Here is a 23,783-nt window from a genome sequence, read left to right as displayed (position 1 = left end):
TCACCCGGGACCGGTGAGGTCGACCAGGACGAGCGCCTGGTCGTCGTGCCGCTTCGGCCGCGGCCAGCGCCGGCCGTCCGGATCGGCGCGCTCCGCATCGCGCACCGCGTCCAGCACCGCTCGCGGGCCGTGCTCGCCGGCCAGCCGGAACACCTCGGACCAGCCGAACAGCTGGTAGTCGTCCACGCCGCAGGACACCCCGTCGCTGGCCACCAGCGCGGCGCGCACCTCGGCTCTCGGCCAGCTCCGCCGCACCCCCCGGTGCGCGGCCGCGGGGTCGGCCTCGGCCACCCAGAAGCCGCCGTCGGTGTTGCGCAACTCGCCGACCGCGCGCGCCGAGGCGCGCAACGCGGCGACGTGGTCGGCCCCGAAGCCGCCGCCGCGGGCCAGCCGGCCCCGGTAGCCGCCGCCGCGTCGGCGCAGCGTGGCCAGCCGGTCGTCGGTAAGCACGTCGACCCCGGACGCGGTGCGCACCACCACCGGGCTGTCCGCGAGCACCAGCCCGTCCACGACGTCGTCGTCCCAGCGCAGCAGGGCCACGGTGCTGGAGGGTGCGGCGCCGGGGACCAGGTGGTGCGCGCCGGCCACCGCGGCGATGGCCTCGGCCAGCGTCTCGGTGAGGTCCGCGCCGGGCCGCTCGGTCAGCCGGTCGGCCAGCTCCCGGCCCAGCTCGCCGGCATACCAGCCGCCGCCGCGCGCTTCGGGGCGCAGCGCGGTCGCCCCGTCCAGCACGATCACCGCGTGCGGCAGGACCACGACACGGTCCTCGGTGGGCCGGGGCCGGCCGGAGACATCCACGCCCGGCTGCTCGGCGACGGTCACGGTGGGCACGTCAGCGCAGCGTACGGGCGGGAAGGGAGGGGTGGGTATCCCCGGCCGGGTGTTGGGCGACGCACCACCCGCGGGCTGGGACACCCGCGGTGGCCGCCCAACACCCGGCGGCTGCCGCACTGCTCCGGCGCAGCCCCTCGATGGGCCGGAAGGTCGGTGCAGCGGGGAAGAGCCCCGGCGCCGTGGGGGCAACACGGCGCCGGGGCGAACCCCGACCTGACCGGGCGCGGTGGCCAGGTAGGGGAGCCATGGGCGATGGGGGACGGTGCTCGGCCCGCCGGGGCGACCGGGGCGCCTGCCGGGGCGGCGCGCCAGCACGGTCACGGCCGGGCAAGGCCGCGGTGCTCGTTTTGCGACGTCGGCGGTCGCGTGGCCGGGTCAGTCGGGTGAGCTGCTGGGCAGCCCGGCGTCGTGGCCGGGGGCCGGGAGGTCGCCCGCGCGAATCAGCAGGGCGGTGGTGGTGGCGGCCACGTGCGGCCGCGGGATCAGCACGGCGTGCCAGCCGCGCAGCCCACCGCTGTGGTCGTGACCGCCGATGGACGCGGAGGGGGCCACCGGTGCGGCGGGTGGCGCGGGCGCGGGCCCGGGCAGCGGCGCGGCCGGGTCCAGGCCGTCCTGCTGGGGCGCGGTCGCCGGCAGGGGCGGTGCGGGAGTCGGCCGGAGGAGTGGCCTCGCCAGGTCGGCCGGTGCGGCGGGTGCGGCGACGTCGGCCACCGGGGGCGGTGCGGCGGGTGGGGCGACGGCCGGTGCCGGGGCGGCGGGTACGGAGCCGGGCTGCCCGGTGCGCTCGCCGTGGTGGCCGGGCCGCGGCGTGGCCACGGGGCCGGAGTGCTGCGTGCTGACCGACACGTCGTAGCCGGCCACCCCGATCGTCGCGGCGGCCGCGCCGACGCCGATCGAGGCGCCGACCGGTCCACCGGAGACGGACAGGTCCGGTCCGGCCAGGTCGACGCCGAGACTCGGCAGCGGCGCGGCGGTGGGCGTGCCGGTGAGGCCGCCGGTGAGGCCGCCGCACCAGCCGGTGACGCCGTCGACGGCGTACACGGTGGCGGCCACCGGCGCCGTGCCCGAGGGGGACACGTCGAGCAGTGGCCCGCCGGTGGACGGGCCGAGCGTGCTGGCCGAGGCGATCGCCGAACCGGCGAACCAGCTGATCGCGGTGAGGCCGCCGACGAAGAGCAGCCGCAGCGCGAAGGAGCGCAGGCGCGCACGCACGCCCGGCTCCGTACTCGTGCTGCCCACGGCTACCACCACCGTTCGGTCACCGCCGACGCAACATGCCGTGATGTGCCATCAGGACGCCGGCGATGGGACATGTCTAGCATTCCCACGCCCATCCGCGCGCGCACTCGCCGTTAACCACCCGGAAAGGCGGACGGCCACTGCAATCCGTGCTCGCTTGTGCGTTGCGAATAGCCTTCCGGCCGAGTCGCCCGGCAATGCCACCACGCGGACAGTCCGTTGTAGACACTCAGGGTTTCGGGTCCTTCGTCCGAAGCGGATTCTATCCGGACCCAGGGTGAGCCTAACGCGGCTGGTGAGGCCACAACTGTCGCAGTCGGTGGCACATACTCACCCGTTCGGCCGCAGCCGTCCGGGCCGGCGATCCTCCGGCGAAGGCGAAACCATTTCGGCCGGGACCCGGCCGAGGCTGCAAATGAAACCCGATCGGCCGATTGTCTCCGGCCGTTCCCACGCCGATCTCATCCAAGGATCGCGTCCAGTTCGGCCAATCGGCGTAGCGCCTCGTCCAACACGTCGTCGCGCTTGCAGAACGCGAACCGCACCAGGTGCCGCCAACGCTCCGGGTTGTCGGTGAACACCTGGACCGGAACCGCCGCGACGCCGACGCGTTCCGGCAGTTGCCAGCACAGCTCCGCGCCGTCGGCGAAGCCGAGCGGGCGCACGTCGGCGCACACGAAGTAGGTGCCCGCCGAGGCGCGCACGTAGAAGCCGACCTCGGCCAGCCCCTTGCTCAGCCGGTCGCGCTTGCCCTGCAGGTCCTCCCGCAGGCCACCCACCCAGGGCAGTTCGTGCCGCAGCGCGTACGCCACGGCCGGCTGGAACGGGGCGCCGCCGACGTAGGTGAGGAACTGCTTGGCGGCCCGGGTGGCGGCGACCAGTTCGGCCGGCCCGCACGCCCAGCCGATCTTCCAGCCGGTCACGTTGAACGTCTTGCCGGCGCTGGAGATGGACAGCGTCCGCTCGGCCATGCCGGGCAGCGAGGCCAGCGGCACGTGCCGGCCGCCGTCGTAGATCAGGTGCTCGTACACCTCGTCGGTGATCGCCACCAGGTCGTGCTCCCGGCACACCGCGGCGATCTGGTCCAGTTCCTCGCGGGTGAACACGGTGCCGGTCGGGTTGTGCGGCGAGTTCACCAGGATCGCCCTGGTCCGCCGCCCGATCGCGGCCCGCAGCGCGGCCACGTCCAGGGCGAACCGGTCGCCGTCCTCGACCAGGCTGATCACCCGGCGGGTGGCCCCGGCCAGCGCCACCGCGGCCGCGTAGGAGTCGTAGTACGGCTCGATGAGCACCACCTCGTCGCCCGGCTCGACCAGGCCGAGCAGCGCCGAGGCGATCGCCTCGGTGGCGCCCACGGTGATGAGTACCTCGGTGTCCGGGTCGTACTCCGTCCCGTAGCGCGCCCGGTGCCCGGCCACGGCGTGGCGCAGTTCCGGGATACCCGGCCCGGGCGGGTACTGGTTGACGCCGTCCGCGATGGCCTTGCGGGCCACGTCGAGCATGCCGGCCGGGCCGTCGGTGTCCGGGAAGCCCTGGCCGAGGTTCACCGCCGAAGTGCGCACCGCCAGTGCGGACATCTCGGCGAAGATCGTCGACGTGAACGGGCGCAGTCGGCTGACGAGGGCTGGTTGCTGCACGACAGGCATGGTGCCCCATCGCCACCGGGCAGGGGCAAACCAGCTCGGTAAGCGGACGAGTGCTTCCGCGCGGTAACAATGGTCCCGTGGAGCACCTCACGGCCGCCGAGGCGACGAAGCGGCGCGGCCTGCGGCGGATGAAGCTGGTCGCGACAGCGTTCCTGGCCACGGCCACGGTCGTGTACCTGCTGGCGCGCTGGCAGGAGTCGGCCGGGGCGGGCGCATGGGCCGGCTACGTCCGGGCCGCCGCCGAGGCCGGCATGGTCGGCGCGCTGGCCGACTGGTTCGCGGTCACCGCGTTGTTCCGCCGGCCGCTCGGCCTGCCCATCCCGCACACCGCGATCATCCCCACCCGCAAGGACGTGCTCGGCGCCAGCCTGGGCGACTTCGTCGGCTCCAACTTCCTGTCCGAGGGCGTGGTGCGGGACAAGCTGCGCCGCGCGGAGATCGCCGGCCGGCTGGGCGCCTGGGTGGCGAAGCCGGCCAACGCCGAGCGGGTGACCTCCGAGCTGGCCACCGTGCTGCGCGGCGCGGTGGCCGTGCTGCGCGACGAGGACGTGCAGGCGGTCATCGAGCACGCGGTGCTCAAGCGGCTCATCGCGCAGCCGTGGGGTCCGCCGCTGGGCAAGCTGCTCGGCGAGGTGCTGGCCGACGGCGCGCACCACAAGCTGGTCGACCTGATCTGTGACCGGGCCTACGACTGGGTGCGGGACAACCACGCCACGGTGATGCGGGTGGTCACCGAGCGGTCCCCCGCCTGGTCGCCCCGGTTCGTCGACGAGTTGGTCGCGGACAAGGTCTACACCGAGGTGCTCGGCTTCGCCTGGGCGGTGAAGACCGACACGCAGCACCCGATGCGGCTGGCCGTGGACCGGTTTCTCGCCGAGTTCGCGCACGACCTGCAGTACGACCCGGCCACCATGGAGCGCGCCGAGCAGGTCAAGCACCGGCTGCTCGCCCACCACGAGGTGCAGAACGTGCTGGACTCGATCTGGAGCCGGGCCAAGCAGATGCTGCTGGACGCCGCCGAGGACCCGTCCAGCGAGCTGCGCAGGCGGGTGCGGGACGGGTTGATGTCCCTGGGCAGCCGGCTGGTCGCGGACGCGTCGATGCGCGCCAAGCTGGACGGCTGGTTGGAGGGTGCGGCCGCCTACGTGGTCGACACCTACCGCGCCGAGATCACCACCCTGATCACCGACACGGTAGAGCGCTGGGACGCCGAGGAGACCTCGCGCAAGATCGAGCTGCAGGTCGGCAGGGACCTGCAGTTCATCCGGATCAACGGCACGGTGGTCGGCGCGCTCGCCGGCCTGCTGATCTACACCTGCACCCAGCTGTTCTTCTAGGGCAGGACCAGCGGGCGGTCGGCGCCGCCGCGGGCGCGCTCCCGCCAGTTGCGGGCCTTCTCCCGGTTCCCGCACACCCGCATCGAGCACCAGGTTCGCGAGCGGTTGCGGGAGCGGTCGAAGAACGCCCACCCGCAGTCCTCCGCCGGGCAGATCTTCACCCGGTCCCACTGATCGAGCACGGCGATCCGGGCGGCCGCGGCCAGTACCGCGCCGACCGCGTCCGTCGCCGCCAGCACCGGGGCGCCGCCCCGGAGCTCGATCCGCACCGGGCTGCCCAGCCCCTCGCCGAGGCCGCGGCCGTTCGGATCACCCACCGCGGCCCGCAGCGCGTCGCGGACCATCCGTACCTGGTCGAGATCCGCCTCGGTGGTCAGTCCCCGCTCGGCCGCCCAGATCCGCCAGCCGACCGGGTCGACCAGCACGTCCGTGCCCGCGGCGGCGGACCCGGTGTTGAGGAAGGCGACCAGCAACTCCACATCTCGTTCGACGTTCCAGCCGGTTTCCTGCCCGGCGCCTGCGCCAGCAGCCAGACCAGTCACCACACCAATGTAGGGTGCCCGGGCATTCCCGTGTGGATAGCTAACCCCCACTTGGCCAGTCGGTAGTTACCGCGCGTTGGCCGAACCGTCACCCGGTGTGGGGACCGGTTCGGTCGTGGGGAACAGTGGCCCTGTGGAGTTCGACCGTGATCTGGACCACCACCGGCGCATCCTGCGCATGGCCGGCGACGCCCTCGGCATGGTGCGCCGGCAGGACCACGACGGCCTGCTCGCGGAACTGGCCGACTTCCTCGAGCACTCCTCGGACGGGCAGGCCGACCTGCGCACCCTCATCGGCGTGCTGGTGCAGGAGTGTGCGGCCATGGTGGGCACGTTCACCGGCCCGAGCGGTGTCCCTCGGCCGGCCGAGCCGGTGCGGGTGGAGGTGCTGGACCGGCAGTCCCGACCGGTGCCGATCGACACCCTGGAACCCCCGGTGCGCACCATGATCCGGATCATGCTCGCCGCGGGCTACGGTGACCCGATGGCCGCCGAAGAACAGCTCGACCTGGCCCTGCGCGAGGCCGGCGCGCGCGAGCTGATCCACCTGTTCTCCCTCGGCCTGACCTGGACCGTGCACCTGGCCCAGGAATGCGCCCGGCGTGGTCTGGCCGTCGTGGAGTGGGCCCGCCCCGCGCTCGACTAGCTCTGCTCGGCGGCCGGATGGATGTCCGTGGGGAATCCGGGTTCCGCGGACCGCGCGGGCTCGGCACCGCCGGGCGTGGGCCACTCCGCCAGCCGGTCCTGCATCCTCGCGTGCGCGAACTCGTACCGGGTGCCGGACTGCCGCAGTAGCCCGAGCCGGTGCGCGTCGGCCAGGAAGGCCATCAGCCGCCACGGCAGCCGGCCGCGCAGCGCCAGCCAGGCCCGCGCCACCACGAACCGCCACCAGCCATGCGACACCACGGACAGCACAAAGCCGGCGAGCAGCCCGGCGAGGAACCCGGACCACACCACGTGCGGGGTGGTGGACCCGAACAGCAGCGCGCACACCGCTCCGGCACCCACCCCGCACACCACGGAGGTCATCGCCACCACGGCGCGGTCCCTGGCGAACACCGCCAGCGGCGTCGCCGCCCTGGTCAGCTCGGTCGAGCTGCTCAGCGCGTAGCGGAGCGCGGTGGTCGCCGCCACACCGAGGCCGAAGACCAGCGCCGCGGTGGTGCCGAACATCGACCCGAACACCGCGCCGCCGACCGCGCCGGCCACCGCGCTGCCCAGCAGCAGGCTGCCGGCGATCCCGGGCCGCCGCGTCCTCGGCAGCCCGCGCCGGGGCGAGACGGTGGCCGCCAGCGCGCCCACGCCCACCACGCAGCTCGCCCCGCCCGCGGCCAGCGGCACCAACGACGGAGCCCGGGCGAGCAGCAGCACCAGGCTCGCTCCGGCCGCGCTGACCAGCGCCAGGCCGACCGCGGTGAGTAACGCCAGCCCGTACCGGGGCACCGCGCCGGTCAGTTCCCACCAGGCCAGCTCGCGGCGGCCGGTGCCGGCCAGGTGACCGGCGAGGAACCGCAGCCAGCGCAGCGCCCGGCCGGCCGGCCACCCCTCGGCGGTGACCGGCAGGTAGTCGACCGGTTCGCGGGGAAACGCCGCGGGCAGTGCCGCGTCCAGCAGGTGCCGCTCGATGGTCGCCGGGTCCGGGAAGCGGGCCCGGTCGAACAGCTCGGTTGGGTTGGTGCCCGCCGGACCGTAGGCCAGCTCGGCCAGCCGCACCGCCAGCGGCGTGCCGAGCGCACCGGTCAGCCGCTCGTCCCGGTAACCGTAGAGCTGCAGGAAGACCGGCTCCCACCGGGCGGCGGCCAGCGCCGGCATGCTGGCCCGCAGGTAGTCGACGACGTCCTGGGGGTCCAGGGGCGCCAGCTCCACCACGGTGGCCCCGTTCACCACCCCGGCCCGTGCCACGGCCCGGCGGAACTCCGTGCGCCCGCAGGTCAGCACCAGCGGGCGGGTGCGGGGCACGGCGCGGTTGATGCCCTCGACGGCCTTCGCCCACAGCCGGTCCGGCAGCTCGTCCAGGCCGTCCAGGATCGGCAGCACCCGGCGCTGCTCGACCAGCAGGTCGGCGGTGTAGCTGCCGTACAGCTCGGCGTTGGCCAGCGCGGGGTGCTCCTCGCGCAGCCGGCGGGCGAGCCAGGTGCGCAGATCCTCGGCCGCCGGGTCCCAGGAGGCCAGTGACAGCAGCACCGGCACCGGATCTCCGGGACGCCTGCGGTCCAGCAGCCCGAGCAGGAGCAGGAGGGCCACCGTGCTCTTGCCCGAGCCGGGTGCGCCGAGCAGCACCAGGCGCCGCCGGGGCAACCGCTCGAACTGGCCGACCACCTGGTCCAGCCGGCCGTGCGGGGCCGCGCCGGCGACCGCCTCGTCGGCGAGCGCCGGGTCCGCGGGCGCCCAGCGCAGTGGCAGTGGCTCCGGATCGGTCAGCCCGCGGGCGTCCCGCTCCGCCTGCCACTGCCGGCGCAGCGCGGTGGCCAGCGCGTCGGCCGCGGCGTCGAGTTGCTCGTCGCTGGCGAGCCCGCTGACCCGGGAGCGGCGCAGCCACGGGTCGGCCGCGGCGAGGACGAGCAGGAAGGCGACGGCCACGCCGGTCAGCCAGGTGGTGGTGGACACCCCGGGCGCGGTCCACACCACGCCGAGGACGGCGAGCGCCGCGGCGGCTCCGCAGGCCGCCACGACCACTCGCTGTCGTCTCGGGGACATGGCCGCATCATCGCGCAGCGGCGCCTGGGTACCCACGGTTCACGCTGCGTGTTGCGAACTTCGTGGGCCACCCCGCCACGGCGTGCTCCATCCAGGGGTGACCCGACTAACAGCCACACGTGCAAGCTGAGCGCTTGCAAGAGCTAGCGCCCGCGCGTACCGTCAACAGTGGTGAGAGGAGGTGGCCGGCCATGACGAACCTCGAGCCGGACGAGCAGTCGGCCCGCAACGGCAACCCGGTCGCCAACCTCAGCCGGGACATCGGCGAGTACATCCGCCAGCAGCGCAGCAACGCGAAGATCTCACTGCGTCAACTGGCCAAGCTGGCCGGCGTCTCCAACCCGTATCTGAGCCAGGTCGAGCGGGGGCTGCGCAAGCCGAGTGCGGAGATCTTGCAGCAGATCGCCAAGGGGCTGCGGATCTCGGCCGAGGCGCTGTACGTGCAGGCCGGGATTCTGGAGCAGCGCCAGGGCGGTCCGGTGGTCGACGCGGTGCTCGCCGACCCCGACCTCTCCGAGCGGCAGAAGCAGGTGCTGCTCGACGTCTACGAGTCGTTCCGGCGGGAGAACGCCGCCGAAGCATCCGTCACGAAGTCCACAGTGGAGGGGTCCGATGTGGATGGAGCGGGACCGGAAACGCGGACCCCACCGAAGGAGTGATTCTCCATGGCAACTACCGCCAAATCGGAGCGCAAGCCCGGCGACGTCGTCACCGTCGCCCTGGAGCGGGCGCGCATCCCGCTGCTCGCCCTGGTCGGCGCCAGTGACATCGCGGCGAAGTCCGTTGTGGACACGGTGCAGAAGGTGCGCAAGCAAGTGAACGAGCGCGCCGAGGCCGCCCGGTCCACCGTGGACGATCTGCCCGGCGAGCTGAGCGGGCTGCGCAGCAGGTTCGGCCCGACCGAGCTGCGCAAGGTGGTCGACTCCTACACCGCGTCGGCGCTGCAGTACTACCAGCACCTGGCCCAGCACGGTGAGGAGACCATCGACCGGCTGCGCTCCCAGCCGCAGGTCAAGCGGGCTCTGGAGCAGGCCGAGGCGGCCGCTGGCGAGGCCCGCGAGCTGGCCGACGACGTGCTCGGCCGGGTGACCCGACGGACCAGGGCGGCCGGCGAGAAGACCGCCAAGGCCACCGAGCGGGCCAGCGACAAGGCGGCGGAGAAGGTCTCCGAGGCTGGCCGCGAGGCCGCGTCGACGACCCGTACCACCGCGGCGAAGGCGGCCTCCACCGCCTCCTCGGCCCGCAAATCGACCAGCGGGACCACCAGCACCACCCGCAAGTCGACCACCAAGTAACACCGCAGGTCACGGGCGCTCCCAACCCCAGGGGGCGCCCGTGCCGGCTGTCCGGGTGTCCCCCTTTCGCGCATTCACACGTACTCTGGGGTCGTGCCGCCGATCGACGTTTGGGTCATGGAGATCATCCACTGGGCTTCGGTGCCGGTGGGTGTCTTCGCGTTCGTGCACGCCCTGCTGCAGCGCGCCGACGCGTTCACCGCGGCGGAACGGATGACCAAGCCGGCCTGGCTGGGCATCACCGGCGGCGGCACCGCCGCGCTCGCCCTGTTCCCCCCGGGCGGCTTCGGGTTCATGTTCTGGATCGCCGGCCTGGTCGCGGTGCTGGTCTACATCGTGGACGTACGGCCCAAGCTGATCGAGGTGCAGCGCGGCCAGCGGTGGTGACCTCCCGCTCCGGCGAGTTGCCCAGCGGCCTGCGCTGGCGCGGGTACGGCTCCGGCGACCCGGTGACCCTCGTCGCCCACGGGCTCGGCGCCACCCCCGGCGAGGCCCGCATCCCCGCCTCCGGCCTGCCCGGCACCCGCGTGGTGATCACCCTGCCCGGCCACGGCGAAGCGCCGGACGCCCCGCCCGGCTACTGGCGTTATCCGACCGTGGCCGCCGACCTGCTTCGGGTGGCCGAGGCGACCGGCGCCACCCGCGCGGTCGGCGTCTCCCTCGGCGCCGGCGCGCTGATCAGGCTGGCCGCCGAGCACGTGGACGCGTTCGACCGCCTCGCCCTGCTGCTGCCCGCCGCGCTGGACCGGCGCTCGGTCACGGCCACCGACACCTGTCGCCGGCTGGCCGACGCGGCGCACGCCGGGCGGCTCGACCGGCTGAGCGACCTGGTCGCCTCGGACATCCCGGCCGGCGTCGACGTCGGCGACTACGTGCGCCAGCGGGCCGGCACGCTGCTGCGGCTCGGTGACGCCCTGCGCGAACTGCCCACCCAGGCTCCGCTCGACGACCCGGCCGCGCTGGCCGCGGTGCCCGCCCCCGTGCTGGTGCTCGGCGGCACCGGCGACCCGCTGCACCCGGAGTCGGCGGCCAAGGCCACCGCCGCCGCGTTCCCCCACGGCCGGCTGGAACTGCTCGACTCCGCCGCGCCGCTGCTCACCCACCGCGCCCGGGTCCGCGAACTGCTGGTCGGCTTCCTGCGCCGAACGGCGTGACCGGCGTGCCCCGGCATGGCAGGCTGAGCCGGTGACCCCGGAGGACCTGGTCCGGCTGCGCGGTGCCCGCGACCTGATCGACCGCGACTACGCGCGGCCGCTGGACGTGCCCACGCTGGCGCGCTCCGCGTACATGTCGGCGGGCCACTTCTCGCGCAGCTTCCGCGCCGCCTTCGGGGAGACGCCCTACAGCTACCTGATGACCCGGCGGATCGAACGGGCCAAGGCGCTGCTCCGCCGGGGCGACCTGACGGTGACCGAGGTCTGCTTCGCGGTCGGCTGTACCTCGCTGGGCTCGTTCAGCACGCGGTTCCGCGAACTGGTCGGCGAGAGCCCGAGCGCCTACCGGGCACGCTCGCACGACCACGGTGCGGCCATCCCGGCCTGCTTCGCCAAGATCCTGACCCGGCCGGTCAGGATCCAAGAAGCCAAAGCCGGGCCGGAACCCCTAGCGTGACCTGCATGGACATCAAGGTTTCGCACTGCTTCATCGCCGTCGACGACCACGACAAGGCGCTCGCCTTCTACCGTGACGTGCTCGGCCTCGAGGTCCGCAACGACGTCTCGTTCGAGGGCATGCGCTGGGTGAGCGTGGTCTCACCGTCCCAGCCAGACGTGGAGATCGTCCTGGAACCGGCGTGCGCGGACCCGAACGCCTCACCGGCCGACCGGCAGGCGCTCACCGAACTGCTGGCCAAGGGCCTGCTACGCGCCGTGATCTTCACCACCGACGACTGCGACGCCACGTTCGAACGTATCCGGGCCTCCGGCGCCGAAGTGCTGCAGGAACCGATCGACCAGCCGTACGGCGTCCGCGACTGCGCCTTCCGCGACCCCGCCGGCAACATGCTCCGCTTCAACCAGGCCCGGAAATAGGCGCGGCCGGTCCGCCGGTCTCCGGGCCGTTGTCCCCGGCGACCAGCGGCCGAGCGCGCGTCTAGCCTGGGCCCATGACCGAGTGGACCATCGCTGGCACCCTGCGGGTCGCGCCGGCCACCGAGCGGCCGGACCTGCTCGCCGAGCCGGTGGCCGCCGCGCTGCGTGCCCTGCCCGCGGACGCTGCCGCCCGCCTCGGCGTAGTGGAGATCGACCCGGACCTGGCCGACACCGCCGCGTTCTGCGCCGAGTACGGCTCCCCGCTGGAGGCGTCCGCGAACTGCGTCGTGGTCAGCGGCAGGCGCGCCGGCGAGCAGCGCTACGCCGCCTGCCTGGTGCTGGCCACCACCCGCGCGGACGTGAACAACGTCGTGCGCCGCCGCCTGGACGTGCGCAAGGCGTCCTTCGCGCCGATGGACGACGCGGTCAGCCAGACCCGCATGGAGTACGGCGGCATCACCCCGCTCGGCCTGCCCGACGGCTGGCCGCTGCTGATCGACCCCGCCGTCGCTGCCGCCGGAGAACTCGTCATCGGCAGCGGCCTGCGCCGCAGCAAGATCCTCATCCCCGGTGACGTCCTCACCAAACTCCCCGATGCCGAGGTCCTCCCCGACCTCGCCCGCCCCGTCACCTGACGCACCGTTCGAGGGTCGTCGCCTTTCCCGAGATCACCCAGGGCCCCTCCCCGCGCACTCGTTCGGATGCGAGCCGACGGACGGCAACCGCAAGGCACACGCAACCTGGGACCGGCCATCGACGTGCCCGTTGTGGGTGTGGCCCGAGGGTGACGACGGTGGTCTCTTCCGGCCCGGGCCCATATACCCAGAACAACCGCCATGCGCCCGGGGTGCGGTTCTCGATGTAGGACTCCTACACGTCCTCGCCGCGTGGGCCAACCATCGCGGAAGCGAGCTGAACCTGACGGTGGTGGACCGATCTGGCGGCGCGGATCAGAACACGACGGTGCGGTTGCCGTGCACGAGGACGCGGTCCTCCAGGTGCCAGCGCAGCCCGCGGGCGAGGACGACCTTCTCGATGTCGCGGCCCTTGCGCACCATGTCCGGCACCGAGTCGGAGTGGTCCACCCGGATCACGTCCTGCTCGATGATCGGGCCGGCGTCCAGCTCGGCGGTGACGTAGTGGCAGGTGGCGCCGATCAGCTTCACCCCGCGCGTGTACGCCTGGTGGTACGGCCGCGCGCCGACGAAGGAGGGCAGGAAGCTGTGGTGGATGTTCAGCGCCCGACCCGCCCAGACCTCGCACAGCTCGGCCGGCAGGATCTGCATGAACCGGGCCAGCACGATGGCGTGCGGATCGTGCTCGTCGACCATCTTGCGAAGCTCGGTGAACGCGGCGGCCTTGCCCTCCGAGTCCTTCGGAAACGGCACGTGGTGGAACGGGATGCCGTGCGCCCGCGTGATCGGCGCCAGGTCGAGGTGGTTGCCGATCACCGCGCGCACGTCCACGTCCAGCTCGCCGGAGGCGACCCGGCCGAGCAGGTCGTAGAGGCAGTGCGCCTCCCTGGACACCAGGATCACCACCCGGCGGCGCTCCGCCGTGTCGATGATCCTGGCCTGGCCGTCCAGTTCCCGCTGCACGTGGGCGAACCGCCGGCGCAGCTCGCCCACGTCGAACGGCAGCGAGTCGGCGCGCACCTCCTGGCGGGTGAAGAACCAGTTGGTGTCCGGGTCGGTGTGGTAGGCGGCCTCCACGATCCACCCCCCGGCCTCGGCCAGGAACGAGGCGATCCTGGCCACGATGCCGGTGCGGTCCGGGCAGCCGAAGGTGATCACGTAGCGGCGTTCGGGCAGTGACACGGCTGACCAGTCTTCCAGGTCGACCAGACTCCGCGCAGGTCAGTCGGGTTGTCCGGGGCGCGACGGCCGCAGCGGGACGCGTCGCCGACCAGCGTCCGGGCCGGGACGCCACGGGATCAGGGCGCGGCGATGGCGTCCAGCAGCTCCTTCCGGCCGGTGACGATCGCGCTGCTCGGCCGCCCCCACAGTGCCCGGTAGACGGCGTCCGCTGTGCCGGCGATGGTGGCGTCCTCCTGGGTGCCGGAGCCCACCGCCGGGCCGACCTCGATCGGCTGACCTGGGCGCAGCACCACGTGCCAGGCCCGGCCGGCGTCCGCGGCGTGGATGAGCAGCCGGCCGTCGTGCTGGGACCAGCCGCGCCGCTCGCCCATGACCCGCTGCATGACGAGGAACTCGTCGATCCCGTCCGCGGCGAACTCGGGCGTGAACACGAGCGTGGGCACCGCGGACGGCGCAGCGCTGCCGGCCAGCGCGTGCTCGGCGTCCAACCGGTGGATCGCGGTCTCGTGCGCCTGCCGGCGCGCCCAGAACCCGGCCACCCGCGGCACGGTCGTGGCGAACACCCAGGCCGGGGCGTCCGGGTCGGTGGCGTCCAGCAGGTCGGTCAGCTCGCGCTCCCGGTCAGCCCACCAGGCGAGCAACTCGTCCCAATCCTCTGGCCCTGGGGCAGGGGACGGGCGCTCGGCGTCCGGCGCGGTGCGCACCCCGGCCGCCGCCAGCACGTGGACCCTGGCGATGTGCGCGACCAGGTCCTTCACCGTCCACTCCGGACAGGTGGGCACCCGGGCATCCGGGCCGACCTTCACAGCCGCGGCGCGTAGCGCCTCGGACTGGACACGGATCTGCTCGACGAATACTGCGTACTCCACGCTCGCGCACGCTAGCCCTTCCGGACGTCCGGCCGCATCTACCACCCGACCGTCACGGGGCGACGGCGGACCAGGCGACGGTGAGTTCGCCGAGGCGCCAGCGGCGCCAGCGGTCGCACACTGGCCAGCCGCGGCCGGCGAACAGCCGCACCGCCTCCGCCCAGCGCGCCCGCGGACCGAACGGGGCGAACGGGGCGGCCTTCGCCCAGCAGGCGTCCAGGTCGGCCAGCAGGTCGTGCACCCGCTCGCCGGGCACGTTGCGGTGGATCAGCGCCTTGGGCAGCCGCTCGGCGAGGTCGGACGGCCGGTCCAGGTCGGACGGCCGGCAGGCCAGGGTGAAGGTGAGCGGGCCGGCCGCGGACAGGGTGACCCAGCAGCACCGCCGGCCGATCTCGTCGCAGGTGCCCTCGACCAGCAGCCCGCCGGGCGCCAGCCGGTCCACCATCGTCGTCCACGACCGCGCCGCGTCCGCCTCGGTGTACTGGCGCAGCACGTTGAACGCGCGCAGCAGCGCCGGGCGTGCGCCGGCCAGTTCGAACCCGCCGCGGCGGAAGGCCAGGCGCGGCGGGTCCGCGTGCGGTTCGGCCGCGGCCACCCGCTCCGGATCCAGTTCCAGCCCGAGCACCCGCACGTCCCGGCGCGCCCCGCGCAGCCGGTCGGCGAGTTCCACCGTGGTCACCGGGGAGGCGCCGTAGCCGAGGTCGACCACCAGCGGATCGTCCGCGCCGGCCAGCGCGGCGACCACCCACGGCGTGCCGACCAGCCAGCGGTCCACCCGCCGTAACCGGTTCGGGTTGGTGGTGCCCCGGGTGGGCAGGCCCAGCGCGCGGGCCCGCCCCGCGGCGAGTCGCGGCGCACCCCGAGCCATCAGCCGGCGTGCTCGGCGATCCACTCCAGGGCGAAGTCGGCCTCCCTGGCCAGCAACTTCCGCACCTGCTCCGCGACGATGTCCTCGATCTTGCCGCCGACCAGCGGGATGCTCACCTTGACCTCGCCGTCCACGGACAGTTCGCTGCCGCCCGCCGGCAGGTTCTGCACCGCGGTGGCGCCGGCGATCTCACCGGGCAACCCGCTGGTGTCCAGGCGGACCGTGCCCGAGTACCGGCCGGGCCCGTCCCCGTGCCAGGTCTCGATCCGCTCCAGCTTCAGGCCGCTGCCGAGAAACGGCCGCACCGCCGCGGGCACCTCTTCCGGCGGGATGCCGTGCCGCAGCCGGACGGTCACCGCGCCGTCGTCGACCCGGTGCTCGACCAGTTCGGCGCCGGGGCCGCCGAGCGCGGCCAGCCGGTCGCGCAGGAACGCCGGATCGACCAGGGCGGCGTGCACCCGGTCGGCGTCCCATGGGGTGCTGGTGCGGTGCTCGATACGGCGTGCCACACCGGGCAGGCTACCGTGAGCGACCGTGTCCACCCCGCTGTCCAGCGCCGAGGTGCGGGCGTCCGTCCCGCTCGCCGGGTTCACCACCCTCCGCCTCGGCGGTCCCGCCGCCCGGCTGGCCTCCGTCACCACGGCCGGCGACCTGGTCGACGCGGTCCGCGGCGCGGACGCGGCCGGCGAGTCGCTGCTCGTCCTCGGCGGCGGCTCCAACCTGGTGATCGCGGACGAGGGCTTCGCGGGCACGGTGGTGCGGATCGCCACCGCCGGCCGCCGGTTCGACCGGCTGGGTGACGGTGTGGTGCAGCTCACCGTGGAGGCCGGCGAGGACTGGGATGCCGTGGTGGCCGACGCCGTGCATCACGGGCTGGGCGGGCTGGAATGCCTCTCCGGCATCCCCGGGCTGGTCGGCGCCACCCCGGTGCAGAACGTCGGCGCCTACGGCGTCGAGGTGTCCGACCTGCTGGTCTCGGTGGACCTGCTGGACCGGCGCACCGGCCGGGTGACTACCGCGGCCGCCGCCGAACTCGGCCTCGGCTACCGGACCAGCGTGCTCAAGGGCACCGACTCGGCGGTGGTGCTGCGGGTCCGGTTCGCGCTGGCCGACGGGGGCATGTCCGCGCCCATCCGGTACGCCGAACTGGCCAGGGTGCTCGGCGTCGAGCCGGGCGAGCGGGTGCCCGCCGAGGCCGCCAGGGGGGCCGTGCTCGAGTTGCGCCGCGGCAAGGGCATGGTGCTCGACCCGGCCGACCACGACACGTGGAGCGCCGGGTCGTTCTTCACCAACCCGGTGATCGGCGAGGACGAGTTCGACGTGGTGCGCGGCCGGGTGGCGGAGCGGCTCGGCGCGGACGTGCCGGTGCCCATCTATCCCGCCGGTGATGGCCTGGTGAAGCTGTCCGCCGCCTGGCTGATCGAGCGCGCCGGCTTCCGCAGGGGCCACCACGGGCCCGGCGGCCGGGTGGCGCTGTCCAACCGGCACACCCTCGCGCTCACCAACCGCGGCGGGGCCCGCACCGCCGACCTGCTCGCGCTGGCCCGCGAGGTGCGGGACGGGGTACGGGACGCGTTCGGCGTCGAGCTGTCCCCCGAACCGGTGCTCGTCGGCTGCGCGCTCTAGATCTTTCGGGACACGACCCGATCGCGTGGCGTCGACGCTGCGCGCGCCTGCGCCCTCGCGACTACGCCTGATCGAATTGCGCCGATCGGCTGAACGACTGAACGGGTGACGGCATGTGACGAGCGTCTCACGACGCGTGTTTCATGGTCAGTGCCGTTCCTGAACGCGTACCACGATCGCGTCGCCGGGCCGTCCCCGCGAGTTCCGCCGCCACGATCGCCCCCGCCCCGGGCACGTCGTACGCCCACCGCGGTGCGTCCAGCCGGTTCCGGAACGGGCGAGGAGAACAGTTCGCCGGATCAAGGAGGGCGTCATGACCAGCCCTGACGAGACCGTTCGAGCGGCGATCCGGCCGGTGAAGAAGCGCGTCGAGGACGAGCTGCTGGCGCTGCCCGGAGTGGTCGCCGTGGACATCGGCGAGCAGGTGACCGGCGGCGCGCGTACCGGGCGCGCGGCCATCGTGGTGACCGTCCTGCGCAAGCGGCACGAACTGGACGTGCCCACCGAGCACCTGATCCCCCGCGAGGTGGCCGGCGTTCCCGTGGACGTGGTCGAGGACGCCGTGGTGCTGCACCGCGCGCTGCTCACCGAGGGGTTCCCGCCGCCGGCCGCGCAGGGCGCGGAGCGGCACGACGTGGTGATCGGCGGCATCAGCGCCGGCCCGGCCCGGTCGGTGCTGCTGGTCCCGCCGCAGGCGCCGCGCCAGGGCGAGTACGTCATCGTCGGCACGCTGGGCGCGCTGGTCACCGACCGCGCCGGAGCCGGAGACGTGCTCGCGCTGACCACCTTCCACGTGGCCTGCGTGGACGACGCGTGGCAGGTCGGCGACGAGATGCTGCACCCGTCCCGGGTGGACGGCGGCCGCTGCGCCCGGGACGTGGTGGCCACCCTGGCCAGGGCCGCGCTGTCCGGCTCGGTGGACGCGGCGGCGGTGCTGCTCCGCCCGGGCCGGCCGTACCGGCCGGTGATCACCGAGGTCGGCCCGGTGGCCGGTACCGCGAACCCGACGCTGGGCACCCTGGTGCGCAAGCGCGGCCGGGCCACCGGGCTCACTGTGGCCCGGGTGGCCTCGCTGGACGCCACCCTGTCCGTGGACTACGGCGACGGGCTGGGCGTGCGCACGCTGCGCGACCAGGTGCGGGTGGAGAGCGCCGGTGGCCGGTTCGGCGACTACGGCGACTCCGGCGCGGTCCTGGTGGACGCGGACAACCGGATCGTCGGCCTGTACTTCGCCGGCAACGGCTCCGGCAGCGCCGGCTACGCCAACCCGATCGGCAAGGTGCTCGACCAGCTCGACGTCGACGTGCTCACCTGCTGATCAGCCGCGGCGGTGCGCCCGGGTGGCTGACGCCTGGTCGCGGGGCTTGAGCACGATCTCGTCGATGTTCACGTGCGACGGCCTGGTCACCGCGAAGGTAATGGCGTCGGCCACGTCGTCCGCGGTCAGCGGGATCAGCCCGGCGTACACCTGGGCCGCCCGCTCCTCGTCACCGGCGAAGCGCACCAGGGAGAACTCCGTCTCCACCATGCCGGGCAGCACCTCGGTGAACCGCACCGGCTGGCCGAGCAACTCGCCGCGCAGCGTGCGGTGCAGCGCCGACTGCGCGTGCTTGGCCGAGGTGTAGCCGGCGCCACCGTCGTAGATCTCCCGCGCGGCGATCGAGGTCACGGTGACCACGTGGCCGTCGCCGGACTCGACCAGCGTGGGCAGCAGCGCCCTGGTCAGCCGCAGCGTGCCCAGCACGTTGGCCTCCCACATCCACCGCCAGTGCTCCTCGTCGGCGGCGTCCACCCGCTCCAGCCCGAGCGCGCCGCCGGCGTTGTTCACCAGCACCCGGCAGCCGGGCAGCGCCTCGGTGAACGCGGCGACCGAGTCGGCGTCGGTGACATCCAGGTGACGGGCGGTGCCGCCGATCTCGTCCGCGACGGCCTTCAGCCGTTCCATGCGGCGGGCGCCCAGCACGACGTGGAAACCCTCGGCGGCCAGCCGCCGGGCGGTGGCCTCGCCGATGCCCGAGCTGGCTCCGGTGACGACGGCGATGGGACGTTCGCTGCTCATGCCCCGATCCTCTCCCACCCGGAAGAAGGGACGATGGTGGGCTGTTGGCTCCTTGCGAGGGGTCTTGACGGGGCGCTGCCCGAGACGAGGTGGGGAGGTCCGGTGAGAAGCATGGCGGTGACCGGCGCCGGAGGCATCCGGCTGGCGGTCCGGGAGGCCGGCCGGCGCGGCGCACTTCCGGCGGTGCTGCTGCACGGCTGGGCGCAGTCCTCGGCGGTGTGGAGCGGGCTGCTCGACACCCCGGCCATGACTGACGGGTTCCGGCTGGTCGCGGCGGACCTGCGCGGCCACGGGGACTCCGACGCGCCGGACGGGCCGTCTGCCGCCTCGGCGGGAGAGAGTGCCTCGGCGGGCGGCTACGCCGACCCGGACGCGTGGGCCGGGGACGTGGCCGCGCTGCTCGCGCACGCCGGCCCGGGCGCGGTGCTCCTCGGCTGGTCCTACGGCGGCCTGGTGGTCACCGACTACCTGCGCCGGCACGGCACCGCGGGGCTGGCCGGGATCGTGCTGGTCGGCGCGATCACCGAGATCGGCCGGGACCACCCAGGTGGACGGATCGGCCCGGTGATGCGCGCCGCACTGCCCGCCGCGCTGGACGAGGACCCGGCCGTCGCGGTCCCGGCGCTGCTGGAGTTCACCGCCGGCCTCGGCGCGGGCCGGCTGCCCGGCGAGCTGGTGCAGCGGCTGCTGGGTGCCGCGCTCCGGGTGCCGCCCCGGGTCCGCGCCGCGCTGTTTCGCCGGGACGTGGCCAGCGCCGATGTCCTCGCCGCGGTGGACGTACCGACGCTGGTCATGCACGGCCGGCGGGACGCCGTGGTGGACCCCGCCGCGGGCGAGTACGCGGCCGCGACCATCCCCGGCGCGACGCTGCGCTGGTTCGACGACGCCGGCCACGCCCCGTTCCTGGAGCGCCCCGAGGAGTTCACCGCCGAGCTGGCCGCGTTCCTGGAGAAATGCCGGGCCGAGACGAGAGAGGTGGTTCGGTGAGTGCCCGCCTGCCGCGCCGGGTCGCCGTGCTGTCCGTGCACACCTCGCCGCTGGAGCAGCCGGGCACCGGGGACGCGGGTGGGATGAACGTCTACATCGTGCAGACCGCGACCCGGATGGCCCGCCGCGGCGTGGCCGTCGAGGTGTTCACCCGGGCCACCTCCTCCGAACTGCCTCCGGTGGTCGAGCTGGCGCCGGGAGTGCTGGTGCGGCATGTGGTGGCCGGGCCGTTCGAGGGCCTGGACAAGAGCGAGTTGCCCGCCCAGCTCTGCGCGTTCACCGCCGGGGTGCTGCGCGCCGAGGCCCGCCAGGAGCCGGGCCACTACGACGTGGTGCACTCGCACTACTGGCTGTCCGGGCAGGTCGGCTGGCTGGCCAGGGAGCGGTGGGGGGTGCCGCTGGTGCACACCGCGCACACCCTTGCCAAGGTGAAGAACGCCGCGCTGGCCGACGGTGACGTGCCCGAACCGCGCAGCCGGGTGATCGGCGAGGATCAGGTGGTGGCCGAGGCCGACCGGCTGGTGGCCAACACCGCGGTGGAGGCCGGCCAGCTCGTCGGCCTGTACGGCGCCGACCCGGACAAGGTGCTCACCGTGCCGCCCGGGGTTGACCTCGAGCGGTTCACCCCCGGCGACGCCTCCGCCGCGCGCGCCGTGCTGGGCCTGCCGCGCGACGCGGTGGTGCTCGCCTTCGTCGGCCGGGTGCAGCCGCTGAAGGCGCCGGACGTGCTGCTGCGCGCCGCCGCCGAACTGCTGGCCCGCGACCCCGCGCTGCGCGCCCGGCTGGTCGTGCTGGTGGTCGGCGGACCGTCCGGAACCGGCCTGGAACAGCCCAGGGTGTTGCACAACCTGGCCGCGTCGCTGGGCATCGCCGACGTGGTGCGGTTCCTGCCGCCGCAGGGCGGCCCGGCGCTGGCCGACGTCTACCGCGCCGCCGACGTGGTCGCGGTGCCCAGCCACAACGAGTCGTTCGGCCTGGTCGCGCTGGAGGCGCAGGCCTGCGGCACTCCGGTGGTGGCCGCCGCGGTCGGGGGCCTGCCGGTGGCGGTGGCTGACGGCGTGTCCGGCATGCTGGTGCCGGACCACGATCCGGCGCACTGGGCGGCGGTGCTCGCCGAGGTCGCGCTGCGGCCGGCGTACCGGGAGCAGCTCGCCACCGGCGCGGTGGGGCATGCCCGGCGGTTCTCCTGGGACCGCACCACCGACGCCCTGCTGGGCGCTTACACCGAGGCGGCCGCCGCGTTCCGCACCGCGCTCGACCGGGCACTCGACCGGCAGGAGATCGCGGTATGAGTGGTGTCGCGGCCCGGCGGTCGCGCGCGGGTGGCGGACGAGAAGGGACTGTCGAATGAGCGTGCCCCTCGAGGAGTTGGACAAGGTCATCTCGGCCGCCCTGGACGAGCGCGAGATCGGCTACGACCGCAGGGCCCCGGGGCGGTTCTTCGTCACCCTGCCGGGCACCAGGAAGCTGCAGACCAACTGCTGGCTGATCGTGGGCCGGCACGCCCTGGTGGTGGAGGCGTTCGTCTGCCGCCGGCCGGACGAGGCGCACGAGGAGGTCTACCGCTACCTGCTCAGGCGCAACGCCCGGCTGTACGGGGTGCACTACACGATCGACGGCAGCGGCGACATCTACCTGGTCGGCCGGGTCGCGCACCACGCCGTCACCCCGGACGAGCTGGACCGGCTGCTCGGCCAGGTGGTGGAGGCCGCGGACGGGGACTTCAACGTCCTGCTGGAGATCGGTTTCGCCAGTGCCATCCGCCGGGAGTGGGACTGGCGGGTGTCCCGCGGCGAGTCGCTGGCCAACCTGCGGCCGTTCGAGCACCTGGTCCGCCCGCCGACCACCGACCGCCCACTGACCACCGGCGACGACACCTGACCCGGCCTGCCGCCGGCGATCCCGTTCGTCGTGCGCGCCTGCTTGTCAGCGCAGCTCTATCACCACAGCCCAGCGCGGGGCGGCTCGGGAGAGAGGGGGAGTCGCGAGCTCGAGCCGCCCCGCGTCAGGTCCCCGCTGCAGCGGACCTCCCGGGCGGGGGGACCCGGGAAACCGAGCGGGCCGCGGTCCGACGGGGGGAAGCGAACCGCGTTGCGCGCCTTACGCGGACCGGGGAGTGCGTGGGAGCCGATCCGCGAACGCGATGTCAACTTGGCAGACCGCGCCTTCCGGCCACAAGGCCGGCTCACTACTCCATTTGTGTGAACTTCCGCGATCGAAGTAACGCCTTGGTTGCAACACGTTCGTGCTTGACCCTGTGATGTGCGGCTGATCACGATGACGTGTTGGGTTGGGGGCCGGATCGGGTGAATCGAGGCTTACCGATGGTCTTCCGCAGTCCTTACCCGGATGTGTCGATTCCTGCCGTCTCGCTGACCGACCTGCTGTTCACCGACCTCGGCCCGCACGCTGACCGCGCGGCGCTGGTCGACGGCGTCACCGGGCAGTCGCTGAGCTACGCCGAGCTGGCCGGGGCGGTGGACCGGCTGGCCGCGGCGCTGGCCGAGCGCGGCGTCGGCAAGGGCGACACGGTCGGCATCCTGGCGCCGAACACGCCGTACTACGCGGTGGCCTTCCACGGCATCCTGCGTGCCGGCGCGGTGGCCACCACGATCAACACCCTCTACACCGCCGACGAGGTGGCCGCGCAGCTCACCGACGCGGGGGCGAAGCTGCTGTTCACCGTCGGCGCCCTGGCCGAGCGGGCGGACGCGGCCGCGGCGGCCGCCGGCATCGGCGAGGTGGTCACCTTCGACCCTATGGAGGGCCACACCAGCCTGGCCGAGCTGCTGGCCACCACGGCGCCCGCGCCCGAGGTGCCCATCGACCCCGCCGAGGACCTGGCCGCACTGCCCTACTCCTCCGGCACCACCGGCCGGTCCAAGGGCGTCATGCTCACCCACCGCAACCTGGTCGCCAACATCGTCCAGTGCAACGCGATCTTCGACCTGCGCGGCGAGGACACCAGGGTGCTGGGCGTGCTGCCGTTCTTCCACATCTACGGCATGACCGTGATCATGAACCACGTGCTGGCCATCGGCGGCACCGTGGTCACCATGCCCCGGTTCGACCTGGAGCAGTTCTGCCGGGTGATCGCGGAATACCGGACCAACCGGGTCTACATCGCCCCGCCGATCGCGGTCGCGCTGGCCAAGCACCCGATCATCGACTCCTACGACATGTCCGCGGTGGACATCGTCTTCTCCGGCGCCGCCCCGCTGGACGAGGAACTGGCGCACGCGGTCGCCGGGCGGCTGGGCTGCCGGGTCCGCCAGGGCTACGGGATGACCGAGCTGAGCCCGGTCAGCCACACCATCCCGGACGACCGTGAGGACATCCCGGTCGGCACCGTCGGGGTGGCCATCCCGAACATGGAGTGCAAGATCGTCGACCCGGCGACCGGCGAGGAACTCGGCGTGGGCGCCACCGGCGAGCTGTGGTGCCGCGGGCCGAACGTGATGAAGGGCTACCTGAACAACCCCGAAGCCACCGCGGCCACCGTGGACGCCGACGGCTTCCTGCACACCGGCGACCTCGCCAGGGTCGACGAGCACGGCTACTACACGATCGTGGACCGGGTCAAGGAACTGATCAAGTACAAGGGGTACCAGGTGCCGCCGGCCGAACTGGAGGCGCTGCTGCTGACCCACCCGGGCATCGCGGACGTCGCGGTGGTGGGCGTGCGGGATGCCGACGGCGAGGAGGTGCCCAAGGCGTTCGTGGTTCGCCAGCCGCAGGCCGCGCTCACCGCCGACGAGGTGATGGCGTTCGTGGCCGGGCGGGTCGCGCCGTACAAGAAGGTGCGGCAGGTGGAGTTCGTCGACGCCATCCCCAAGTCGGCCTCGGGCAAGATCCTGCGCAAGGAACTGCGCGCCCGGCAGCCGGTGCCCGGCCGGTAGCCGGGCCGCCCGCGCCACCCGGGCCGGCAGGCGCGGCT

Annotated in this window: 25 protein-coding genes; 15 read left to right on the top strand and 10 right to left on the bottom strand. The window is 73.8% G+C overall.

Translation table 11 applies throughout. The features are described from left to right. From FFT21_RS05635 to FFT21_RS05625, 3 genes are all read right to left on the bottom strand, one after another. Positions 1-831, bottom strand: a complete 831-nt coding sequence (locus FFT21_RS05635; protein WP_137812654.1) for a hypothetical protein — start codon at positions 829-831, stop codon at positions 1-3. A 378-nt stretch (positions 832-1,209) separates the two neighbouring features. Then, positions 1,210-2,046: a hypothetical protein gene (locus tag FFT21_RS29085; RefSeq protein WP_192909394.1), complete on the bottom strand. Its 837-nt coding sequence runs from the start codon at positions 2,044-2,046 to the stop codon at positions 1,210-1,212. A gap of 488 nt (positions 2,047-2,534) precedes the next feature. Next, complete coding sequence (locus FFT21_RS05625; protein WP_137812653.1) at positions 2,535-3,710, bottom strand: pyridoxal phosphate-dependent aminotransferase; 1,176 nt, start codon at positions 3,708-3,710, stop codon at positions 2,535-2,537. Positions 3,711-3,847: 137 nt separating this feature from the next. Between FFT21_RS05625 and FFT21_RS05620 the strand changes: the two genes are divergently transcribed. Next, positions 3,848-5,056, top strand: a complete 1,209-nt coding sequence (locus FFT21_RS05620; protein ID WP_137812724.1) for a DUF445 domain-containing protein — start codon at positions 3,848-3,850, stop codon at positions 5,054-5,056. Here the strand turns inward: FFT21_RS05620 and FFT21_RS05615 are convergent. Then, positions 5,053-5,598: a CGNR zinc finger domain-containing protein gene (locus FFT21_RS05615; protein WP_371856719.1), complete on the bottom strand. Its 546-nt coding sequence runs from the start codon at positions 5,596-5,598 to the stop codon at positions 5,053-5,055. The genes FFT21_RS05620 and FFT21_RS05615 overlap by 4 nt on opposite strands. 133 nt (positions 5,599-5,731) lie before the next feature. Between FFT21_RS05615 and FFT21_RS05610 the strand changes: the two genes are divergently transcribed. Beyond that, positions 5,732-6,244 carry a hypothetical protein gene (locus tag FFT21_RS05610; protein WP_137812652.1) on the top strand — a complete coding sequence of 171 codons (513 nt, stop codon included), beginning with the start codon at positions 5,732-5,734 and terminating at the stop codon, positions 6,242-6,244. Here the strand turns inward: FFT21_RS05610 and FFT21_RS05605 are convergent. Continuing rightward, entirely contained in the window at positions 6,241-8,295 is a 2,055-nt protein-coding gene (locus FFT21_RS05605) for an NACHT domain-containing protein (protein ID WP_225978105.1), read from the bottom strand. The two genes, FFT21_RS05610 and FFT21_RS05605, sit on opposite strands and share 4 nt — an antisense overlap. A 191-nt stretch (positions 8,296-8,486) precedes the next feature. Between FFT21_RS05605 and FFT21_RS05600 the strand changes: the two genes are divergently transcribed. The 7 genes from FFT21_RS05600 (at position 8,487) to FFT21_RS05570 (ending at position 12,255) form a co-directional block, all read left to right on the top strand. Beyond that, on the top strand, positions 8,487-8,954 hold the full coding sequence (locus tag FFT21_RS05600) for a helix-turn-helix domain-containing protein (protein WP_137812651.1): 468 nt from the start codon (positions 8,487-8,489) through the stop codon (positions 8,952-8,954). A gap of 6 nt (positions 8,955-8,960) precedes the next feature. Then, entirely contained in the window at positions 8,961-9,590 is a 630-nt protein-coding gene (locus FFT21_RS05595) for a hypothetical protein (RefSeq protein WP_137812650.1), read from the top strand. Between the two features lie 93 nt (positions 9,591-9,683). Next, a complete protein-coding gene (locus tag FFT21_RS05590; RefSeq protein ID WP_192909393.1) occupies positions 9,684-9,977 on the top strand; it encodes a DUF2516 family protein in 294 nt (97 codons plus the stop codon). After that, positions 9,971-10,744: an alpha/beta fold hydrolase gene (locus FFT21_RS05585; RefSeq protein WP_225978104.1), complete on the top strand. Its 774-nt coding sequence runs from the start codon at positions 9,971-9,973 to the stop codon at positions 10,742-10,744. The genes FFT21_RS05590 and FFT21_RS05585 overlap by 7 nt, the downstream gene beginning before the upstream one ends. Before the next feature lie 31 nt (positions 10,745-10,775). Next, positions 10,776-11,201 carry a helix-turn-helix transcriptional regulator gene (locus tag FFT21_RS05580; protein ID WP_137812649.1) on the top strand — a complete coding sequence of 142 codons (426 nt, stop codon included), beginning with the start codon at positions 10,776-10,778 and terminating at the stop codon, positions 11,199-11,201. A 5-nt stretch (positions 11,202-11,206) separates the two neighbouring features. Further along, positions 11,207-11,620 (top strand): VOC family protein, encoded by a 414-nt coding sequence (locus FFT21_RS05575; protein WP_137812648.1) that lies wholly within the window; start codon positions 11,207-11,209, stop codon positions 11,618-11,620. Positions 11,621-11,694: 74 nt separating this feature from the next. After that, complete coding sequence (locus tag FFT21_RS05570; protein ID WP_137812647.1) at positions 11,695-12,255, top strand: YbaK/EbsC family protein; 561 nt, start codon at positions 11,695-11,697, stop codon at positions 12,253-12,255. Between the two features lie 315 nt (positions 12,256-12,570). Here FFT21_RS05570 and purU read toward each other — a convergent pair whose 3' ends face one another. From purU to FFT21_RS05550, 4 genes are all read right to left on the bottom strand, one after another. Continuing rightward, a complete protein-coding gene (purU, locus tag FFT21_RS05565; RefSeq protein ID WP_137812646.1) occupies positions 12,571-13,437 on the bottom strand; it encodes a formyltetrahydrofolate deformylase in 867 nt (288 codons plus the stop codon). A gap of 116 nt (positions 13,438-13,553) precedes the next feature. Further along, positions 13,554-14,306, bottom strand: coding sequence for a maleylpyruvate isomerase family mycothiol-dependent enzyme (locus FFT21_RS05560; protein ID WP_192909392.1), 753 nt, complete (start codon positions 14,304-14,306; stop codon positions 13,554-13,556). 52 nt (positions 14,307-14,358) lie between these two features. Further along, on the bottom strand, positions 14,359-15,174 hold the full coding sequence (locus FFT21_RS05555; RefSeq protein ID WP_137812645.1) for a class I SAM-dependent methyltransferase: 816 nt from the start codon (positions 15,172-15,174) through the stop codon (positions 14,359-14,361). Then, complete coding sequence (locus tag FFT21_RS05550; RefSeq protein ID WP_137812644.1) at positions 15,174-15,683, bottom strand: DUF2505 domain-containing protein; 510 nt, start codon at positions 15,681-15,683, stop codon at positions 15,174-15,176. Before FFT21_RS05550 ends, FFT21_RS05555 begins: the two co-directional genes overlap by 1 nt. A gap of 25 nt (positions 15,684-15,708) precedes the next feature. Here FFT21_RS05550 and FFT21_RS05545 point away from each other — a divergent pair, with 25 nt between their 5' ends. Both FFT21_RS05545 and FFT21_RS05540 read left to right on the top strand, forming a co-directional pair. After that, positions 15,709-16,800: a UDP-N-acetylmuramate dehydrogenase gene (locus FFT21_RS05545; protein WP_137812643.1), complete on the top strand. Its 1,092-nt coding sequence runs from the start codon at positions 15,709-15,711 to the stop codon at positions 16,798-16,800. 313 nt (positions 16,801-17,113) lie between these two features. Beyond that, positions 17,114-18,118, top strand: coding sequence for a hypothetical protein (locus FFT21_RS05540; protein WP_137812642.1), 1,005 nt, complete (start codon positions 17,114-17,116; stop codon positions 18,116-18,118). On the opposite strand, the gene FFT21_RS05535 is transcribed toward FFT21_RS05540, so the two are convergent. Beyond that, positions 18,119-18,859, bottom strand: coding sequence for an SDR family NAD(P)-dependent oxidoreductase (locus FFT21_RS05535; RefSeq protein ID WP_137812641.1), 741 nt, complete (start codon positions 18,857-18,859; stop codon positions 18,119-18,121). 111 nt (positions 18,860-18,970) lie between these two features. Between FFT21_RS05535 and FFT21_RS05530 the strand changes: the two genes are divergently transcribed. From FFT21_RS05530 to FFT21_RS05515, 4 genes are all read left to right on the top strand, one after another. After that, on the top strand, positions 18,971-19,846 hold the full coding sequence (locus FFT21_RS05530; RefSeq protein WP_137812718.1) for an alpha/beta fold hydrolase: 876 nt from the start codon (positions 18,971-18,973) through the stop codon (positions 19,844-19,846). Beyond that, entirely contained in the window at positions 19,813-21,138 is a 1,326-nt protein-coding gene (mshA, locus tag FFT21_RS05525) for a D-inositol-3-phosphate glycosyltransferase (protein ID WP_137812640.1), read from the top strand. Before FFT21_RS05530 ends, mshA begins: the two co-directional genes overlap by 34 nt. A 55-nt stretch (positions 21,139-21,193) precedes the next feature. Continuing rightward, positions 21,194-21,727, top strand: a complete 534-nt coding sequence (locus FFT21_RS05520; RefSeq protein ID WP_137812639.1) for a type III secretion system chaperone family protein — start codon at positions 21,194-21,196, stop codon at positions 21,725-21,727. 443 nt (positions 21,728-22,170) lie between these two features. Beyond that, positions 22,171-23,745: a 4-coumarate--CoA ligase family protein gene (locus FFT21_RS05515; RefSeq protein ID WP_137812638.1), complete on the top strand. Its 1,575-nt coding sequence runs from the start codon at positions 22,171-22,173 to the stop codon at positions 23,743-23,745. Positions 23,746-23,783: the final 38 nt, after the last annotated feature.

This window comes from Gandjariella thermophila (assembly GCF_005405885.1).
Lineage (GTDB): Bacteria > Actinomycetota > Actinomycetes > Mycobacteriales > Pseudonocardiaceae > Gandjariella > Gandjariella thermophila.
This window is presented reverse-complemented; position numbering and strand designations above follow the sequence as displayed.

What these genes read in the sequence shown, in the direction of transcription:
- FFT21_RS05605 (WP_225978105.1), bottom strand. Translation starts at nt 8,295, where the DNA reads ATGTCCCCGAGACGACAGCGAGTGGTCGTGGCGGCCTGCGGAGCCGCC.
- FFT21_RS05540 (WP_137812642.1), top strand. Translation starts at nt 17,114, where the DNA reads ATGACCAGCCCTGACGAGACCGTTCGAGCGGCGATCCGGCCGGTGAAG.
- mshA (WP_137812640.1), top strand. Translation starts at nt 19,813, where the DNA reads ATGCCGGGCCGAGACGAGAGAGGTGGTTCGGTGAGTGCCCGCCTGCCG.
- FFT21_RS05620 (WP_137812724.1), top strand. Translation starts at nt 3,848, where the DNA reads ATGAAGCTGGTCGCGACAGCGTTCCTGGCCACGGCCACGGTCGTGTAC.
- FFT21_RS05530 (WP_137812718.1), top strand. Translation starts at nt 18,971, where the DNA reads ATGGCGGTGACCGGCGCCGGAGGCATCCGGCTGGCGGTCCGGGAGGCC.
- FFT21_RS05600 (WP_137812651.1), top strand. Translation starts at nt 8,487, where the DNA reads ATGACGAACCTCGAGCCGGACGAGCAGTCGGCCCGCAACGGCAACCCG.
- FFT21_RS05535 (WP_137812641.1), bottom strand. Translation starts at nt 18,859, where the DNA reads ATGAGCAGCGAACGTCCCATCGCCGTCGTCACCGGAGCCAGCTCGGGC.
- FFT21_RS05515 (WP_137812638.1), top strand. Translation starts at nt 22,171, where the DNA reads ATGGTCTTCCGCAGTCCTTACCCGGATGTGTCGATTCCTGCCGTCTCG.
- FFT21_RS05595 (WP_137812650.1), top strand. Translation starts at nt 8,961, where the DNA reads ATGGCAACTACCGCCAAATCGGAGCGCAAGCCCGGCGACGTCGTCACC.
- FFT21_RS05575 (WP_137812648.1), top strand. Translation starts at nt 11,207, where the DNA reads ATGGACATCAAGGTTTCGCACTGCTTCATCGCCGTCGACGACCACGAC.
- FFT21_RS05555 (WP_137812645.1), bottom strand. Translation starts at nt 15,174, where the DNA reads ATGGCTCGGGGTGCGCCGCGACTCGCCGCGGGGCGGGCCCGCGCGCTG.
- FFT21_RS05520 (WP_137812639.1), top strand. Translation starts at nt 21,194, where the DNA reads ATGAGCGTGCCCCTCGAGGAGTTGGACAAGGTCATCTCGGCCGCCCTG.
- FFT21_RS05570 (WP_137812647.1), top strand. Translation starts at nt 11,695, where the DNA reads ATGACCGAGTGGACCATCGCTGGCACCCTGCGGGTCGCGCCGGCCACC.